This is a genomic window from Streptomyces sp. NPDC041135 (assembly GCF_055592085.1).
This window is the reverse complement of record NZ_JBVIYZ010000039.1, coordinates 1-17054: the sequence shown is the minus strand read 5'-3', so window position 1 is coordinate 17054 and position 17054 is coordinate 1. Positions and strand designations below refer to the sequence as shown.

Annotated in this window: 14 protein-coding genes and 5 pseudogenes; 11 read left to right on the top strand and 8 right to left on the bottom strand. The window is 70.2% G+C overall.

All coding sequences use genetic code 11. The features are described 5' to 3' along the window. Positions 1-136: 136 nt before the first annotated feature. On the top strand, positions 137-892 hold the full coding sequence (locus ACZ6CZ_RS35555) for a hypothetical protein (RefSeq protein ID WP_469029759.1): 756 nt from the start codon (positions 137-139) through the stop codon (positions 890-892). A 65-nt stretch (positions 893-957) separates the two neighbouring features. On the opposite strand, the pseudogene ACZ6CZ_RS35550 reads toward ACZ6CZ_RS35555, so the two are convergent. Then, positions 958-1416: pseudogene (locus tag ACZ6CZ_RS35550) on the bottom strand (helicase associated domain-containing protein); the annotation flags it as partial. Here ACZ6CZ_RS35550 and ACZ6CZ_RS35545 point away from each other — a divergent pair. Beyond that, the gene (locus ACZ6CZ_RS35545) at positions 1348-1629 is read left to right on the top strand and encodes a hypothetical protein (RefSeq protein WP_469029793.1); all 282 of its coding nucleotides are present in this window, start codon (positions 1348-1350) and stop codon (positions 1627-1629) included. The pseudogene ACZ6CZ_RS35550 and the gene ACZ6CZ_RS35545 overlap by 69 nt on opposite strands. A 22-nt stretch (positions 1630-1651) precedes the next feature. On the opposite strand, the gene ACZ6CZ_RS35540 is transcribed toward ACZ6CZ_RS35545, so the two are convergent. The 3 genes from ACZ6CZ_RS35540 to ACZ6CZ_RS35530 all read right to left on the bottom strand — a co-directional run bounded on the left by ACZ6CZ_RS35540 (position 1652) and on the right by ACZ6CZ_RS35530 (position 5927). Then, a complete protein-coding gene (locus ACZ6CZ_RS35540) occupies positions 1652-2320 on the bottom strand; it encodes a response regulator (protein WP_469029787.1) in 669 nt (222 codons plus the stop codon). An 8-nt stretch (positions 2321-2328) separates the two neighbouring features. Continuing rightward, positions 2329-3645, bottom strand: a complete 1317-nt coding sequence (locus ACZ6CZ_RS35535; RefSeq protein ID WP_469029758.1) for a sensor histidine kinase — start codon at positions 3643-3645, stop codon at positions 2329-2331. Between the two features lie 167 nt (positions 3646-3812). Beyond that, positions 3813-5927 carry an MMPL family transporter gene (locus ACZ6CZ_RS35530; RefSeq protein WP_469029755.1) on the bottom strand — a complete coding sequence of 705 codons (2115 nt, stop codon included), beginning with the start codon at positions 5925-5927 and terminating at the stop codon, positions 3813-3815. 478 nt (positions 5928-6405) lie between these two features. Here ACZ6CZ_RS35530 and ACZ6CZ_RS35525 point away from each other — a divergent pair. The 3 genes and pseudogenes from ACZ6CZ_RS35525 to ACZ6CZ_RS35515 all read left to right on the top strand — a co-directional run. Next, a pseudogene (locus ACZ6CZ_RS35525) lies at positions 6406-6785 on the top strand (IS5 family transposase); the annotation flags it as partial. Continuing rightward, positions 6762-7148 (top strand): annotated as a pseudogene (locus ACZ6CZ_RS35520) (NUDIX domain-containing protein); the annotation flags it as partial. The pseudogenes ACZ6CZ_RS35525 and ACZ6CZ_RS35520, both read left to right, overlap by 24 nt. A 130-nt stretch (positions 7149-7278) precedes the next feature. Further along, complete coding sequence (locus ACZ6CZ_RS35515; RefSeq protein ID WP_469029752.1) at positions 7279-7950, top strand: inositol monophosphatase family protein; 672 nt, start codon at positions 7279-7281, stop codon at positions 7948-7950. Positions 7951-8387: 437 nt separating this feature from the next. Here ACZ6CZ_RS35515 and ACZ6CZ_RS35510 read toward each other — a convergent pair whose 3' ends face one another. Both ACZ6CZ_RS35510 and ACZ6CZ_RS35505 read right to left on the bottom strand, forming a co-directional pair. Continuing rightward, entirely contained in the window at positions 8388-10724 is a 2337-nt protein-coding gene (locus tag ACZ6CZ_RS35510) for an ABC transporter permease (protein ID WP_469029749.1), read from the bottom strand. Then, positions 10721-11413, bottom strand: a complete 693-nt coding sequence (locus tag ACZ6CZ_RS35505; RefSeq protein ID WP_469029746.1) for an ABC transporter ATP-binding protein — start codon at positions 11411-11413, stop codon at positions 10721-10723. The genes ACZ6CZ_RS35510 and ACZ6CZ_RS35505 overlap by 4 nt, the downstream gene beginning before the upstream one ends. Before the next feature lie 221 nt (positions 11414-11634). Between ACZ6CZ_RS35505 and ACZ6CZ_RS35500 the strand changes: the two genes are divergently transcribed. The 5 genes and pseudogenes from ACZ6CZ_RS35500 to ACZ6CZ_RS35480 all read left to right on the top strand — a co-directional run bounded on the left by ACZ6CZ_RS35500 (position 11635) and on the right by ACZ6CZ_RS35480 (position 15175). Then, entirely contained in the window at positions 11635-12933 is a 1299-nt protein-coding gene (locus ACZ6CZ_RS35500; RefSeq protein ID WP_469029743.1) for a sensor histidine kinase, read from the top strand. After that, positions 12930-13616, top strand: coding sequence for a response regulator (locus ACZ6CZ_RS35495; RefSeq protein ID WP_469029741.1), 687 nt, complete (start codon positions 12930-12932; stop codon positions 13614-13616). The genes ACZ6CZ_RS35500 and ACZ6CZ_RS35495 overlap by 4 nt, the downstream gene beginning before the upstream one ends. Before the next feature lie 65 nt (positions 13617-13681). After that, positions 13682-14487: pseudogene (locus ACZ6CZ_RS35490) on the top strand (inositol monophosphatase family protein). Positions 14488-14633: 146 nt separating this feature from the next. Then, positions 14634-14789: pseudogene (locus tag ACZ6CZ_RS35485) on the top strand (IS630 family transposase); the annotation flags it as partial. A gap of 35 nt (positions 14790-14824) precedes the next feature. Beyond that, positions 14825-15175 carry a Scr1 family TA system antitoxin-like transcriptional regulator gene (locus ACZ6CZ_RS35480; protein WP_469029738.1) on the top strand — a complete coding sequence of 117 codons (351 nt, stop codon included), beginning with the start codon at positions 14825-14827 and terminating at the stop codon, positions 15173-15175. Between the two features lie 389 nt (positions 15176-15564). Here the strand turns inward: ACZ6CZ_RS35480 and ACZ6CZ_RS35475 are convergent, their stop codons facing one another. Continuing rightward, positions 15565-16158, bottom strand: coding sequence for a hypothetical protein (locus ACZ6CZ_RS35475; RefSeq protein WP_469029735.1), 594 nt, complete (start codon positions 16156-16158; stop codon positions 15565-15567). Between the two features lie 371 nt (positions 16159-16529). Here ACZ6CZ_RS35475 and ACZ6CZ_RS35470 point away from each other — a divergent pair, with 371 nt between their 5' ends. Continuing rightward, complete coding sequence (locus tag ACZ6CZ_RS35470; RefSeq protein WP_469029732.1) at positions 16530-16790, top strand: hypothetical protein; 261 nt, start codon at positions 16530-16532, stop codon at positions 16788-16790. Positions 16791-16829: 39 nt separating this feature from the next. Here ACZ6CZ_RS35470 and ACZ6CZ_RS35465 read toward each other — a convergent pair. Then, positions 16830-17054, bottom strand: a 225-nt coding sequence (locus ACZ6CZ_RS35465; protein WP_469029730.1) for an STAS domain-containing protein, incomplete at its 5' end; no start/stop codon positions are given.

The following is a 17054-nucleotide window of genomic DNA, read 5'->3' as shown; positions in this document are numbered from 1 at the left end:
GGCCACCTGGCCCCCGACGGGACCGGCGGCCGACACGACCGGCGGTGTGCCCCCGGAACCGGCGGGCGGCCCGGACCGGGACGTGCCGTCGGGACCGGCGGCGCGGTGGCCGGGCCCCGGACCCTCCTGGCCGCCGGTGGACCAGCCGTCGGAGCCCGCGCGCGAGGGCGGACCGAGCCGTCGGCTCGTCTGGTCCGTGGTGGTCGGAGCGGCCGCCGTGGGGGTGGCGGTGAGCCTGGTGCTGACCCTGGTGGTCGGCAAGGGGGACGACGAGAACGGCAAGGGCGGCCACGCGGCCGCCGCGAGCGGGAGCCCCACACCCGGGCCCTCCCGGCAGACGGACCCGACCGGCTCGCCCACCCAGGACACGGCCTCGCCCTCCGCGACGGTCCCCGAACTCCCCGCGGGCTACGAGTCCCACGAGGACGACGAGGGCTTCCGGATCGCGACCCCCGAGGGGTGGACCCGCTCGACGGTGCCCTCCTCGTACGGCATCGCGGTGGTCAACTACCGCAGCGCGGACAGCGAGCACCGGTTGCAGGTCTACCAGGTGGCGGAGGAGTCGCCGGACGCCTCCTTCGAGCTGTACCTGTCCGACGAGACGCCCAAGCCGGCCGGATTCCGGCAGCTCGATCTCCAGAGCCTGGACGACGGCGAGTTCACCGGATCACGGCTGGAGTACTTGGCAGACCGCATCAAGGGCGAGCCCGACATCGGCACCTGGCACGTCTACGACGAGCGGTTCGTGGCCTCCGACGGCAACATCTACGCGGTCGCCGTGTACGGCCCCGACTCCGACGGCCGCGACGACGAGCTGGAGGTGCTGGCCACCGCGCTGAACTGGTTCTGCCCGGCCGAGGGAACCTGCGACGCGACGACGGCCGAGGGCTGATCGACATGTCTCGGGGAACATTGCCTGCGCCGCTTTCACTGACAAGCGCGCTTTTGACGAGCTGGTCCGCGCGTCACGTCCTGCCGCGGTGCGAGGTGTCCGGTGGCCCGCCGGTAGGACCGGAGCGCGGCCAGCTTGTTCTCCCACGCCTCCTCCCCGGGCTACAGACCATCCCGGCTTCCGGTGCGTCGAGCACCAGCTTGCGCCGCTTCTCCAGCTCCCGGGCCGGCAGCGCCTTCCGGCTGCTGGTGCACCCAGCGCCCAGGAGGAAATTTTTTGATGACGCCAACCTCGACCTCGACGTAACAGGGTACGGCGTAAAGGCCGGTGATCTCGTTCTCAGCCCGCCAGCGGATCAGGGCCTGGTAGCCCTCCAGCCACACCAGCGACTTCGGCCGGTAGACCCGGGTGCGCAGGAACGCCGCGATCGTCGCGGCGTCGCGCGGGCTGGAGAGATGGAGCAGAGCCGCTTCGGCGGCGGGCTGCGTGTCGTCGTCCTTCTGGCCCTCGCCGTCGCCAGGCCCTCGCGGGCCTGCTACGCCGCGAACGTCGAGGCGACCGCCCAGGCGGCCCGGCACGTGGTCTTCGACATCGACCTCGACCTCGACATGGTCAGCCTCCCGGACGCCTCCGCCTTCCTCGGCCCGCTCCTGGCCCTTGCCGTCGTGGCTGCCGGGACAGAGCCTGCCCGAGTCGGCCTGGCCACTGTGGCAAAGTCAGGAGCACTCTCCGCGTAGGGACGGGACTTGGCGGCGGCGCTCAGACCGTCCCGGGTATCACGAGCCCCGACTCGTACGCCACTATCACCAGCTGCGCCCGGTCACGTGCCCCCAACTTGCCCATGATCCGGCTGACATGGGTCTTCGCGGTGAGCGGGCTGAGCCCCAGCGCTTCGGCGATCTCGGTGTTGTTGAACCCGCGCGCGACCAGGGTGAGCACCTGCCGCTCCCGCTCGGACAGCCCGTCCGGGCCGCCCACCGCTGACATCGACGTGTCGGGTGCGCGCAGGAAACGGGCGATGAGCCGCGAGGTGGGTCCTGGCGAGAGCAGGGAATCCCCGGCGGCCACGGTCCGGATGGCGTCGAGGAGTTCGGCCGGCCGGATGTCTTTCACCAGGAAGCCGGACGCCCCGGCCCGCAGCGCATCGACGATGTGCTCGTCGGTGTCGTATGTCGTCAGGACGAGTATCTTCACGCCCGCCAAGTCCTCGTCGGCGGCGATGAGCCGGGTCGCCTCGATGCCGTCCAGGTCGGGCATGCGGATGTCCATCACGACGAGGTCGGCCCTCGCGGAACGGGCGAGGTCCACGGCCTGCCGCCCGGTGCCCGCCTCGGCGACGACCTCCATGTCCCCGGCGGACGCGACGAGCATCGCGAACGAGGCCCGTACGAGGGTCTGGTCGTCGGCGAGCAGTACGCGGATCGGCATCGGGGCAGTCACGAGGGTTCCTCCCGGGGCAGCGGCAGCTCGGCGGTCACTTCGAAGCCCACGGTGGGACCCGGTCCGGCGTCCAGTGTGCCGCCCACGCTACGGGCCCGCTCACGCATCCCGACGAGCCCGAACCCCGGCGTGCCGCCGACGGCTCCCTGTCCGTGCCCCACCTCGTTGCGCACCGCGCTGCTCACCCCGGGGCCCGTCCCCTGCCCCGCCCCGTCGTCGGCGACGGTCACCCGCAGGATCCCCTCCACCGCCCGCAGTCCCACCCGGACGGTCAGGTCGTCGCGGCCCCCATGGCGTACGGCGTTGGTGAGCGCCTCCTGCACGATCCGGTAGGCGGCGGCGCCCACCGAGGGCGGTAGGCCGTCCGCGTGGACGGACAGTTCGACCTTGGCCCCGGCCACCCTGGCCGCCTCCGCGAGCGCGCCCAGCCCGTCGAGCCCGGGCAGCGGCCCGCGCCCGTCCGGTGAGCCGAGCCCGGAACCGGAACTCGATCCGGAGCTGGCTCCGGCTCCGGCCACCCACTCCCCTTCCCCTTCGACACTTCCGCTCACCTCGTTCGCCCGCAGCACCTCCAGTGTCGTACGCAACTCGCCCCGGGCCGTCCGGCAGGTCTCCGCGATGTCGTCGAGCACCTGGGCGACCGCCTCGCGGTCGAGCCGGTCCGGATCCGCGGTGAGGACGTGGGCCGCCACCGACGTCCGCACACCGATCAGGGTGATGCTGTGCGCGAGCAGGTCGTGCAGGTCGCGGGCGATCCGCAGCCGCTCCTCGACGACCCGGCGCCGCGCCTCCTCCTCGCGGGTCCGTTCGGCCCGCTCGGCCCGCTCGACGATGGAGGCGACGTACTGGCGGTAGAAACGGGCGTCGACGCCGAAGAACAGAACCGCGATGACCCAGCCGAAGATCCGCAGGAGCTCCAGTGCCCCGTCAGGGTTGGTGAAGCTGTTGATGATCAGTGTCGGGCCGAGGACGACGACAGCGGTGAGCAGCGAGCGGCGTACCGTGCCGGTCGCCGCGACCGTGTAGAGCGCCAGGAGGGTCGCGGGGATCGGTACGGCGTGGTTGTAGTCGAGGACGTGGTACGGGGTGACGCAGGCCGCCACCGCGAGCAGCACGAGCAGTGGACGGCTGCGCCGCCACACGAGCGGCACATGGGCGCCGGCCAGCAGGGCCCAGGCGGGCGGACCGAGCGGGAGTCCGTCATCTACGAGCAACGCGAGGATGACGGCCAGTACGGCGACACCCACGGCGAGGAATGCGTCGTTGCGGGTGCGGTGCGGCGCGGTGAGCGGGTCCCGGTTGACGACCGCCATGACGCGCTCGATCCGGCGGGGCCGCGCGTCAGCCCGTACGACGGCGGTTCCCTGGTCCCCGGCTGAGGTCGCTCCCCGATCTTGCACGACTCCATCTTCCGTCATGGGGGCGCCCCTCCGGCAGAAAGCAGGAGAGGCACCCGGTCGGCTGGGGTGAGCCCGGCAGGTCAGGGCGCGCCGACTTGTTCCGGCTGCCGCGGCGGCTCGGTCGGTTCGGACGGCCCGGCGCCGGGCGCGGGTTCGCGGGAGAGGCCGCCCGGCCACCACATCTTCCGGCGCAGGGCGACGCTGGCACTGGTCACCAGATACGTCCGTACGAGGAAGGTGTCGAGGAGTACGCCCACGGCGATCACGAAGCCGAGTTCGACGAGTTGCACAAGCCCCATGTTCATCAGCACGGCGAAGGTCGCAGCGAGGACCAGGCCGGCCGAGGCGATGACGGCGCCTGTGCTCCGCAGGGCGGTGAGCGCGGCGGCGGCCGGTTCCGCGCCGGCCAGGGACTCCTCCCGCATCCGGTGCATGAGGAAGATGCCGTAGTCGACGCCGAGGGCGACGAGGAACACGAAGGACAGCAGCCCGAGCCCCGGATCGGTTCCCTTGAGGCCGAGGACCGGCCCGAAGGCCAGCCCGCCGATCCCGAGGGCCGCGCCCCAGACCGCGACCACGGCGGCCACCAGGATGAGCGGCGCGACGAGACTGCGCAGCAGGACGAACAGGATGAGCAGCACCGAGACGAGGACCAGGGGTACGACGATCTTCGTGTCCCGGCTGTTGGTGTCCTCCAGGTCGATCTGCTCGGCGCTGTCCCCGCCCACGTACGAGCCCTTCAGCTTGCTGCGCAGGGACTTGATGGTGGCGGTCTCTCCCGCCGACTGGGGTGTGTCCTTCGCGATGACGGAGATCTCGGCCCAGCCGTCTGCGGTACGGCCCTTCTCGGCGCTCCCGACTCCCCGGGTGTCCCGGATCGTCGCGAGGGTCCGGTCGACGCGGTCCGCCGGGGTGATCACGTCGATGGGCTGGGTGCCGCGCTCGGGGTAGGCCCGGGCCAGGGTCTCCATGGCGGTGACGGACTCCGGCTTGGTGACGAAGGAGTCCTCCTGCTTGACCGGTCCCGGCAGGTTGAGCGTGCCGAGGGCGAGTGCGCCGAGCAGGACGGCTCCGGTCGCGAGCACGGTCAGCGGCCTGCGTCCGGCGGAGTCGCCCATCGCGGCGAAGAGGCTCCGCCGCTGTGTGGGTTCGCTGCCGTAGGCCGGTACGAGCGGCCAGAACACCCGCCGCCCGAGCAGTACGAGGACGGCGGGGAGCAGTGTCAGCATCGCGATCAGCGCGCACAACACACCGACCGTGCCGAGCGGGCCCATGCCGCGGCTGCTGTTGAGATCGGCGGCGAGCAGGCACAGCAGACCGGCGGCGACGGTGCCGGAGGAGGCGAGCACAGCGGGCCCGCAGCCGCGCAGGGCGGCGACCATGGCCTCGTACGGGCGCTCGATGCGCCGCAGTTCCTCCCGGTAGCGGGAGACGAGCAGCAGTGCGTAGTCGGTGCCCGCGCCGAACACGAGGATCGTCATCACTGCGGAACTCTGGCCCGTGACGGTGGTACCGAAGGCCTGGTTGAGCCCGTACGCGACGCCCATCGACATGAGGTCGGCGATGCCGGCGACCACGAGCGGCACGAGCCACAGCACCGGGCTGCGGTAGATCAGGATCAGCAGGAGGGCGACGACGGCGACGGTGGTGTAGAGCAGTGGCCCGCCGAGTGAGTCGTAGACCTTCCCGGCGTCGGTGCCGAGCGCTGCGGTGCCGCCCACCTCGACACTCAGCCCGTCCTGGCCGCGGGCGATGCCCCGGACGTCCTCGACGAGCGCGTCCCGCAGCTTCTCGTCGTGCCCGGGCTCGTTGCTGACGACGGGGTACATGAGGGTCGTACCGTCGTCGGACGCAATCCCCTTGGGCACTCCGCCGACCAGCTCATGCGCTTCGGCGATCTTCTCGACCTGCCCGGCCGCCACCCGCCGGTCGTCGGCGCTCAGCCCGGCGCCCCGGTGATACACGATCACCATCTCGGTGCTCTCGCCCCCGGGCAGTGCGTCCTGTATCCGGGCCACTTGGGTCGAGTCGGCGCTGGAGGGCAGGTAGTCGGTGGCCCGGTCGTGCTGCACGTCGGCGAGCTTCGCCGCGAACGGGCCGACCAGCACGAGCAGGGCCACCCATAGCCCGAGCAGCGCCCAGGGCACGGCCCGCCTGCGTCCCACACCCTTCGTGGGTGTCTTCCCGACCGTCATGAGCAGATCTCCCTCGCTACGACGACTACCGTTTCAGCTGTCAGCCTTCCGGCACGGGGAGGGGTTTACGTCGGACGGGAGGGGGAGCCTGCGGGTACTGCCTGGGATGGCGGGGGGTGCGGATTACTCCCTCGGGAGTAAGGGGAGCCGCGGGTGCGTGGTTCGCCTGCGGGTGGGTGGGGGCTGGTCGCGCAGTTCCCCGTTCCCCGCGCCCCTGAAAAACGCGGCTGCGCCAGTTTTTCGCCTTCAGGGCCTGCAGGGCTTTCAGGGGCGCGGGGAACGGCACGATCCTTGGCCTTCAGCCTGGATCATTCATGAGTCCTGGGGGGGGACAGGTGAGGGCCTAGAGATCGTCTTCAAAGGTGATCAGGTGATGAGAGATCATTCTGGTCATGGTGCGTGGTCATGAGCTTTCGGATGCCGAGGGGCCGTGTTGTCGCGGTTGCTGCCGAGTTCGGGGACTGCGGGGCGGCCCCGTTGGCGTGATGTGCCGGAACGTTATGGCTCTTGGCAGACCTTGTACACGCGTTTTCGCAGGTGGGCACTGGACGGGACGTTCTCGCGCATGCTGCGGGCCGTCCAGGCGCAAAAGGACGCGGCCGGGGACATCGACTGGCTGGTGTCGGTCGACTCCACCATCGTTCGGGCCCACCAGCATGCCGCCGGCGGCAAAAGGGGGCGGTCGACAAGGACGCAGGGGGTGATCACGCCCTTGGCCGATCCCGTGGTGGACTGAGCACGAAAGTCCACCTGGCCTGCGACGGGCGCGGCCGTCCTCTCGGCTTCGTCTTATCGGGCGGCAACGCCAACGACTGCACCGGCCTCGAGCAGGTGATGGACTCGATCGGCGTGCCCAGGAGCTCCTACAAGGACCTCGGTGTCCAGGTCGACCCCGAGGCGTTCGGCTTCCCGGGTTCGTCGGTGGTCGTGACGGACGACCTGGGCAGGGTGTTGCTGCTGGCCCGTGCAGACACGGGCGGGTGGGGGCTGCCTGGCGGGCTGATGGACCCCGGCGAGTCCTTCGAGGACACCGCCCGCAGAAAGGTGCTGGAGGAGACGGGACTCGTCGTCGGCGAACTCGTCATGCTCGGCCTGTTCTCCGGCGGGCCGCAGTACTTCTACCGCTACGCGAACGGCGACGAGGTCCACAACGGCACCGCGGCCTACGTGACCTCCTTGCCGGCCGGCGCCACCGTGGTCCTCGACCGGGTCGAGAACACCGAAGCCGCGTTCTTCGACATCGACGCCCTGCCCGCCGACGTCATCGCGCCGGAACGCCGATCCTCGACACGTACCGGGACGCGTGCCGGGGCCGGTCGGTCGCGCTCACGGCGAAGGCGACGGGAGAGTGGTGACCGACTATCTGCCCTGGCTCGACAGGATCCTGGACCGGGCGGACGAACTGGCTCTGCGGTACGCCGGTTCCGGCGGCGCCGTCGAGGTCGTCGGGGTCAAGGCCGAGGACCGCAACCAGATCAGCACCGCAGCCGACCACGCCATCGGGGAGATGATCGTCACGGCGCTCGGCCGGGACTTCCCCGCCGACTCGATCATCGAGGAGGAGAGCGGTGTGCGGGCGGCTTCCGGCCCGGTCACCTGGATCGTCGACCCCTTGGACGGCATGAGCAACTATGCGGCGGGCAGCCCCCTCTACGGCGCGATGCTCGCCGCGGTGGACGACCGTGGCCTGCTGGCCGCGGGCATCACCCTGCCGGCCCTGGGACGGCGGTACCTGGCGCAGCGTGGCCGAGGGGCGTTCCGCGACGGCGCCGCCTTCCGTACCCCCGCTTGCACCGGACTGGAGGGCCGTCTGGTGGCGTACGGCATGGACAAGGCCGGCCCGGAACGGATGGCCGAGGACGCCCGGCTCATGACCGCCATCGCCGGGCAGTGCCTCGGTACACGCGCCAGCAACAGCGTCTTCGACGCCGCCCTCGTCATCGACGGCGCCTATGCCGCGGGTGGGGCGTGGGCCCCCGCGAAGGGGTCGGTGGGGCCCGCGCTGATCTCCGAGCCAGCGTGAGCCCCGCTACGAACTGTGCGCACACGGCGCGTACGGCATATGTGCGCTTCCCGCGCGCGTTCCGCGAGAGCCAGACCTGTGCTTCGTATGCGGAGGCATGAGGACGAGTGAGCCGTGGTGCGGCGTTCACTTCTGCCGAGGTAGCCGTGCGTCTGTGAGGTGCCCTACCCCTGGTTCGGAGGACAGGTCTCGGGACTTGTGCGGATGAGCAGGGGCCGGATCTGGGCGGCGGCGAAACCGGGTCGGAGCTCCTGGCCCACGCCCGGTCTCGCCGCCGATACCCCGCACCGCTTCCCGCTGCCGGCCCCCGTCCGAGCCTTCCGAGTCTCTCTCAAGGGGACCTGCCTGGACTGGGGCATCTGCACCTGTGCCTGTACGGGCGGCACGACCCCGCGGACCTGGTGGATCATCCCTAGCAGCTCGCGCTCCGCCGGACACTACTGGGTGCGCAGCGCCGAGGCCGCACGCGCCCTGGCGGCCCAGCCTGCCGGGATCAGCGCGCCCAGCATCGCGATCACGACCCCGCCGAGCCCCAGCAGGAGCAGCTGGAAAGGCCCGTACACCTCGAGGACAAGCGACGGCAGGCTGGTGCCCACGGCACTCCCCATCACCGGCATGACGACGCTGTGCAGCGCGTACCCCGCCGGCACGCCGATCAGCCCGCCGATCACGCCGATCACGGCCACCGAGGCGAGCACGAGACCCATGGTCTGCCGCGGCGTCATGCCGATCGCCTTACAGACGCCCAAGTCGTGGATGCGTTCCCTGGTGTCGAGAACCACTGAGTTGAGTACGCCGAGGCCGGCCACGGTGATCAGCATGAGGGTGAGCATCGCCGCTATTGCGGCCATGATGAGGATGGCGCCGTCCTGCCCCTCTTCGGTGCTGGTCGTGGCGTCGCCGCCCAGCGGCTGTACGACCGCGGCGACCTTCTGGGCGTACTCGTCGGCGGAGACGCCGGACTTCGTTTCGACGAGGAAGGTACTGGGCTCGGCCGACTCGAAGTCGGCCATGTCCGCGTGGACCTCCAGCTGGCTGCCCGAGGTGTCGAAGGACTCGCCCACGATCCGCAGGTTCGCAGTCTCCTTCTCGAATGTCACCCGCACCGTGTCACCGATCTTGGTGCTGGTCCTCTCCAGGAAGCGCGAGGGCACCACGATCTGCCCCTTACCGGTGATCCAGTGCCCGGAGAGCATCTCGTAGCTGCCGGAGCGCGAATCACCCTCGTAGAGGCTGGCCCGAATCGAGCCGGAGACCCCAGCCACGGCGACCTCGATCTGGGCCTTGCCGTAGTACGACTCCATCCCCGGCTGCGACGTGACGGCGGACCGCACCTTCTCCGGGTCGGCCATCTTGGGCTTCTTGGACGTGCTCGCCGCGCTGACCGTGACCGCGGCGCGGTTCTCAGGGTCCTGCGAGGCGCCGATCGCGTTCAGGGACGAGGTCAGCCCCACCGCGAACGTCGCCGCGGCAGTGCCGAAGGCCACCGCGAGCAGCATCGCGAGGGTACGTACCGGATGCGTGAAGGGGGCGGCGAGACCGTAGGTCACCGGCCGCGGCAGCGGCAGCATCCCCATCACCCGGTGCGCCCACCGACCGCGCCCCGTGCGCGGCGCCCGGCCGACCGCGATGGCCTCGACCGTCCGCAGCCTTCCAGCCCGCAACGCGGGAATCAGCGCCGCGAGCCCCACGACGACCAGGGCGGCGGCCGGCACGGCAACATCTACCCACCAGGCCACCGAGAGCGAGACGCCGCCGTACACCGACTCGGTGTCGGACAACAGCGGCACTGCCAGGAGGTTGCCCAGGACGACACCCAGGGCGATGCCGACGACGGCCGGGATCAGCGCCTGGGCCACGTAGGCGCGGACGACCTCGCGCGGAGTGAAGCCGATGGCCTTGAGGATGCCGATCCTGCGCAGGCTGGTGCCGACCGCACCGCTGATCACGCTGCTGACGATGATCACCGACATCACGATGCCGAGTGCGCCGAAAGCCATCACGAACGGGACGGTCGCCGCCGCACCCTGATCAGCGGCGCGCTTGGTGTCCAGCCAGGACTGGGTCCCGAGGAGCGCTCCGGACCCCACGGAAGCGGCGAGCTTCTTCCGGTCGGCGAGGATCTGCTGCTTCGTGCTCGCGGAGTCGAAGCGGTAGAGCATCTGACTCGAGACCGGGTTGCCCTTCGATCCCAGCGCGTAGACCTGCGCGGGGGCCGCCCAGGCGTCGGCGGTCTTGCTGGCCGACACGGCGAAGCCGACGATCGAAAGGGTCGGAGCGTCCTTGGCGTTCGACGTCCTCATGGGGGTGCCGATCTCGATGGCGGGCCCCTCGAACGACGCGTCGAGTACGATCCCGCCGGGCTTCTGCGCCCACCGGCCCTCCTTTAGATCCACCCGGTCCACGGCGCCGTCAGGACCGGGCCGTCCTACCAGGGTCAGCGTCGGCAGCTGGAAGCCCGACCGGTCCACCGGGCGGACCGCCGTGGACGGGTACGGTCCCGCGCTCGCGGCGACGCCGGGCAGCTTCCTGGTCTTCGCCAGCTGCGCCGCACTCGCCTTGGCCGGATCGAACTGCGCGGTGATGTGCGAGCCCTGCTGCTTCTTGAAGGCCTTGTCGAAGGGCGCGGCCGCGGCGACCATCAGCGACCCGGCGACCACGGCCGAGGCCACGGCCATCATCGTGGCCACGGCGATCACCACGGTCTGCACCCGCCGTCGGTCGACGCCGGAACGTACGACCCGGCCCAGCGCGCCGGTACCGAACAGGCTCATCGGACGGCCTGCGCGTAAGAGTCGAGGGCGACGTGACCGTCGACCAGGTGAACAGTGCGGCTCGCGCACGCCTCCGCCAGCGTCAGGTCATGTGTCACCAGCACGATGGTCTGCCCGGCGCGGTGCAGATCCATCAGCAGATTGCGGACGCCGTGGCCCGAGGCGGTGTCGAGCGCACCAGTGGGCTCGTCGGCGAGCAGCAGCGCGGGCCGGTTGACCAACGCCCGGGCGACTGCGACCCGTTGCCGTTCACCTCCGGACAATCGGCCCGGGTAGGCGCGGGCATGCTTCAGGATGCCCAGCATTTCCATGAGCTCACCCGCGCGGGCCGCGGCCTTGCGTCGACTGGACCCGGTCAGCTGGGCCGGGAGCTGAATGTTGTCGGTGACGGTGAGGTCGTCGAGAAGATTGAAGAACTGAAAGGCCATGCCGATGTGCTCGCGACGGAACTTGGCGAGGGCATGCTCGCTCAACTGGTCGATCCGTCGCCCCGCCACGATCACGGCGCCATCGGTCGGCTTGTCCAGGCCAGCGACAAGGTTCAGCAGCGTGGACTTGCCGCTGCCGGAAGGGCCCGTAACGGCAAGGGCCTCACCCTTGGCGACGCTGAGCGTGAGCGGTCCGAGCGCCGGCGCGCCAGCACTGTCGTAGCGCTTCGCCACACCCTCCAGTTCGATCACTTGATGCATATGAGTTGTCCGTTCTTGCGGTCGCGAGAGGCCCATGCCCTTGCCGGTCCTGCGAACCTACGAGGGGCCGCATATGGGGCGCGTCGGCCGCGGAACCAACATCAGGTCCTTCCTGCGGAGGATTCGGCCGTGGAGTCATCCCTGAGAAGGAGGCCTATAGGGCAATGCCCCGGCCGGACAGGTGGACGCGGGCCGGGCGGCGAGCGCAGCACAATGCACAGATGGCGACGGAAGATCGGCGTAGTTGGCATCGGCAGCTCATCGACGCGCTGAGCCCGGAGGCGAAGGCCGCTCCGCTGACCCGGCGAGCGGTGCGCGCCGATGTGGTGCTGGCGTTGGTACTGACCGTCATTGCCCTGTTCGTGGCGGTGCGCTATCCCGGCGACGGGCCAGTGAACAGCAGCCCCCCTGCGGTCGTCGTGGGGACCGGGGTCCCGGCCCCGCCCTCGCCGCCCGACCCTGGTCAGGTGCCCGTGGAGGAGGAACCCTCCTCGGTGCCCTGGGCCCTGGTAGTCCTGTCGACGCTGCCGCTGGCAGCCCGGCGCCGGTATCCGCTGACCTTGTTCTTGGTGGTGCTGGGCGCAGCACTGGCCATCGGCAGATCCGCCTCCTGGATCACTGTCCTGGCCTGTGTCATCGGCGCCTACAGCGCCGTCGTATACAGCCGTTACCGGATAACGGCGATCGCCGTCCTCGTGATCGCCGCCGCGCTGTCCGGTTTCGCATTCCGCAACGCGGACCCCGTGCTCCCCGGATGGTCCAGCCCGGGCTTCGTGCTCCTGGTGGCCGGGATGCTGGCCAGCCTCGTCCGCCTTCTGCAACTGCGGCTGGCGTCCAGCCGGGACCGGATGACAGAACTGCAGGCCGCTCAGGAGGAGGCCACGCGCCGCGCCGTCGAGGAGGAGCGTGCCCGCATCGCCGCCGAACTGCACGACGTCGTAACCCACAATGTGAGCGTGATGGTGATCCAGGCCGGCGCGGCCCGCAAAGTGATGGACATGGCGCCCGAGCAGTCGAAGGAGGCACTCCTGGCCGTCGAGGCGGGCGGTCGGGCCGCCATGGCCGAACTCCGTCACGTAATGGGCCTGCTGGCCGCCCCGGACCACGAGGGGCCCAACGGCCTGGAGCCCCAACCCGGGCTCTCACAACTCGAGGCGCTCGCCGCACGAGTACGCGCCGCCGGTACGCCCGTGAGCGTCGCGGTGTCGCTCCCGCCGGATCCGCTGCCACCGGGGCTGGACCTCGCGGCATACCGCGTCGTACAGGAGGCACTGACCAACACGATCAAACATGCGCGCGGCGCGCAGGCGTCCGTCGCCATCGGCTACACAGACGCCTATCTGGAGATCGATATCACGGACACCGGCGGCACCAAGGATTCCCCGCCGACGCAGAACAATGGCCGTGGCCACATGGGGCTGCGCGAACGGTTGGCCGTCTACAAGGGCGAGCTGACGGCCGGACCAACCAACGCGGGCGGCTACCGGGTCACCGCCCGCCTCCCGCGGAGCACCGTATGAACAAAGACCAGCCACCGCTACGTGCCGTCATCGCCGACGACCAAGCCCTCGTACGCACCGGCTTCAGAATGATCCTGGCCGCGGACGGCATCGAAGTGGCGGCCGAGGCCGCCGACGGGGCCGAGGCTGTCGCAGCGGTCCGCCGTACGCGACCCGACGTCGTCCTCATGGACATCCGGATGCCGCAGATGGACGGCATCGAGGCCACCAGGCGCATCATCGGCGACGTTGGCCTGGCCGAAACCCGGGTCATCATCCTCACCACATACGACCTCGACCACTACGTCTACGCCGCGCTCACAGCCGGCGCCAGCGGCTTCCTGCTCAAGGACGTCACCCCCGAACATCTGGTCTCCGCCTTGCACCTGGTGCAGACCGGCGACGCTCTCCTCGCGCCCACGATCACTCGTCGGCTGATCGAGCGCTTCGCTCATCACGACGAACCGCAGACCATCGCCCCGCACCGCGATCTGTCCGGCCTGACCCCACGCGAGCTCGAGGTGCTCCGCCTCCTCGCGACGGGCCTCAGTAATGCCGAACTCGCCTCCCGGCTGTTCCTCAGCCCGACCACGGTCAAGAGCCACGTCGGCCGCATCGTGTCAAAGCTGGACCTGCGCGACCGCGTCCAGGCCGTCGTCTTCGCCTACGAGACGGGGCTGATCGCCCCTGGCGGGGGCGCCTAGCTAGCTAGTGTTTTGTCCGGGAAAGTTCGCCGAGGCGATAGCTTCGCCTCGATAGTCTCCACGGCATGATCGACTCATACGCGAGCTCCGATGATGCTGCAGTCGCGATAGCCGGGGCGCGGGCTGGCGCGGACGTGATCCGCGACATGTACGGCCAGCGGCTCAGTCGCATCGACAAGGGTGCCGGGGACTTTGCCACCGCCGCCGATGTGGAGGCAGAGGAGGCGATCCTCGGCGTCATCCGTGCCGCACGGCCCGGTGATGCGGTGCTCGGTGAGGAAAGCGGGCAGCAGGGTGCCGCCAACGCTGTGCGGCAGTGGTTGGTGGACCCCCTGTGCGGCACGCTGAACTACGCCGTCGGCACTATGCTGGTGGCCGTCAACGTGGCACTGCGCGATGGGGCGGCGGCGGTGGCCGACCCCTTCAGCGGCGAGGTCTTTTTCACCGATCGGGAGACCGCCTGGGTGCGGCGTGACGGGGTCGACGACGCACTGCTGAGGCCCACGCCGTCTACCCGATTGGTGGACGTCAACCTGGATCCGCCGTTCAGAGTGCGCCGGGATTCCGGGCCGTGGATCTACTGGCCTGCCCTGAGTTCGTCGAGCGTTTCCGGCCGCGCGTCGTGTCCACGACGCTGGCGCTGGCCTGGGTGGCTGCCGGCAAGCGCGCCGCGTATGTCACTGATGGCGGCGACCTATCCGGGAGCGTGCATTTCGCGGCCGGTATCGCTCTGTGCCGGGCTGCTGGCTGCGTTGTCACCGGGATCGACGGTGTCCCGATTGACCAGGCGGGCCGTGGGCTCGTGGTCGCAGCCGACGAGGAGACCCACGGGCTGCTGATGTCGATGATGCGCAGCCTTCCAGACGATTGATACCAAGGTCAGTGGTCGTAGCCGGTCAGTGACCGGATGACTGGTTGGTGGGTGTGGTGGTTGTGCCAGATCGCGGGCCTCGGAGCCGAGGACCGGCACCGACGTCCTCACCTCCCTGGCCCGCTGCGCCTGCACCCGCCTCGGCTATTCGCGTTCGAGGAAGATCCTGCCGCAGGACCCGCGCTGTGCTGCTGCTGCAAACCCGGCGAGACCGCCAGACTGATCTACCGGCCCCGTCATCTGCTACTGGGGCACGGAAGAGCTTCTCCTGGCAGGACTACCGAGACCTGCTGGTGAGGTCCTCCTCACCGCCGAAGAGGCCGGCACACGCCTGAAGGTGCGGCTGCGCCGGCAGCACCGGAATGACGATCCCGCCCGCCCGATGCGCCTGTGGGTCGCCCAGGACGAATCGGCCCTGCGCCGTGTCGTCGGCAGCCCGGACGTCATGCGTGGACAGCTGGAGCACCTGAACGCGCTCGGCACCGAGCCGCACATCACGGTGCAGGTCCTCCCATACACCGTGGGCGCCCATCCGGGCCTGACAGGACAGTTCTCCCTCCTGCGCTTCGCCGACAGCTCCGTGGCCACGGTGGTGTATCTGGCCGAAGACGTTCACTCTGCACGTCTACTACGGCGGGCAGCACCTGCGGCACCCACACCGCCCGGCTCGCCGCTGCCCCGGCCCTGACGGCCCCGCAGTCTCCAAGCGCCCGGACGGAGGGACGTGACGGACCTCCGGCCGGGCGCCTGGCCTTCTTTCACGGCTCGCGCGGCGCTGGCTGCGGGTCGCCGCACTCGGCGGCCAGGGGCCTCGGCTCCGGCTCGCGCGGCCGTGGCACGGTCCTCGGTGTCCTGCGCGAGGTAGCGCGAGGACTCATCGCCCGTGGCGTCCACGAGCCGATGCAGCAGCTTCGCCCGCCGCTCCAGATAGGCCATGCGCTGATCCGTCGGGCCCATCACGTAGTTCTCGGCGTCGTTCAGCAGCCTCACCAGCTCGGCCACCAGCATCCTGTCCGCCGCCTGCCCCGCAGTGGCCGCAGCGGTCATGACGGCTGCCCGGCGAGCGCGGCCAGACGCTTAAGCTCGTCCAGGCCGTGGTTGTAGCACCGCCCGCACACCAGACGGCGCTCGTTCCGCTTCTCCGGCAACCGGATGTCGTACGGCAGCCGGTTCACGTTCTTGCCCTCGCGCAGGTCCCAAATCGCACTCCGCGCAGACCAGACCCGATACGCGGGCCTGCTTCTTCGACCAGGCGGGCCAGTCCGCCGACAATGCGAGGCTGAGCACCGCCATGCCCTCGGCCCGCGGCTGGCACAGGTGGAAGGCCCAGCCCGGACAGTCCTCGGGGATGTCGGCGATGGTCTCCTTCAACGAGGACCTCCACCGCACCAGGTACGTCAGGTCGTTGCGGGCGATGCGGACCTCCTCCCCGCGCCGCATCGCCTTGCTGTAGGAGCTGGCGAGCGGGAAGCGGAAAGCCGTCACGATCGTGTGCGGCACTTCCAGCAGGTCCAGATCCCGGCCGATCTCGGCGGCGGTGGCGTTCCACTCACCGCACCCGGCCTCGCGCCACAACGCCAGGCCGTCGCCGTTCAGCACGCCGGAGGACGTGATCGTGCTGACAATCCGCCGCTGAGCGGCCCGCACTTCCGGGGACACTGCCTCTGCCATCGACTCGCCCGCCTCTCGTCTCGGCGCCCGGTCGGGCGTCTTGCGTGCTGGTCAACGACCGGCCCATGACGAGCCGAAACGAACGGCAGTCAGACCGACCTTCACCGCTGGTCATCAGCAAGCTCGCCGATCATCGCAGCGCCACCCTGCCCGCCCCGTCCTCACCGGTCGCGACCCTCAGCAGAGGCGACCCCAAGAAGCAGGACAGACACCCGCCGCTCCACGGCAGTCGTCACCCAGCGGCGCAAGCCGGAGCCAAGCCCATATACCGATTCTGCGCCTCGAAGTCAGCCGGTGTCATCGTCATGCCGCAGTAAGCCCAGGAGCCGGAAGCCGGAGGGCTCACGGGTTGTGCGGGCAGCGGGCCGGGGATGCTGCAGAGCATTTCCGGGCAGGCGACAGGCGACGACTTCGGCGTTCTGAGGGTTCGGATCGAGCCCGCTGACGGCGTCACCGTGCTGCGAGAGGTCTCCCACCACACCAACATCAAACTGTCCCGGATCGCGCAGTACGTCCTCGCGCACGGCCGGGGCGCGGCGCTGCCCGATGTGGTGCGCGGTGGGAGCCTTCCAGTTCGCCCACCCCACCACAATGCGCACGAGGCAACTCAAGACGGGGCGAACGTTGCCTGATACGGCACTAGCCAGCTATTGACTGGCGAGCGAGGGGTTTCAGGCGGTGGTGCGGTTGCCCTGGCGTGCGGCGAGCGCGGCGTCGGCGCCGGAGTAGGCGGGCAGGAAGGTGTCCATCCCGGTGACGCTGAGCAGGCGGCTCAGCCGGTCGGGGATGGCCGCCAGGGTAAGGGAGCCGTCGGCTTCCTTGGCGCAGCGCCAGATGCCGACGAGGGCGCCCAGTCCTGAGGAGTCGCAGAAGGTGACGCCTGAGAGGTCGGCGAC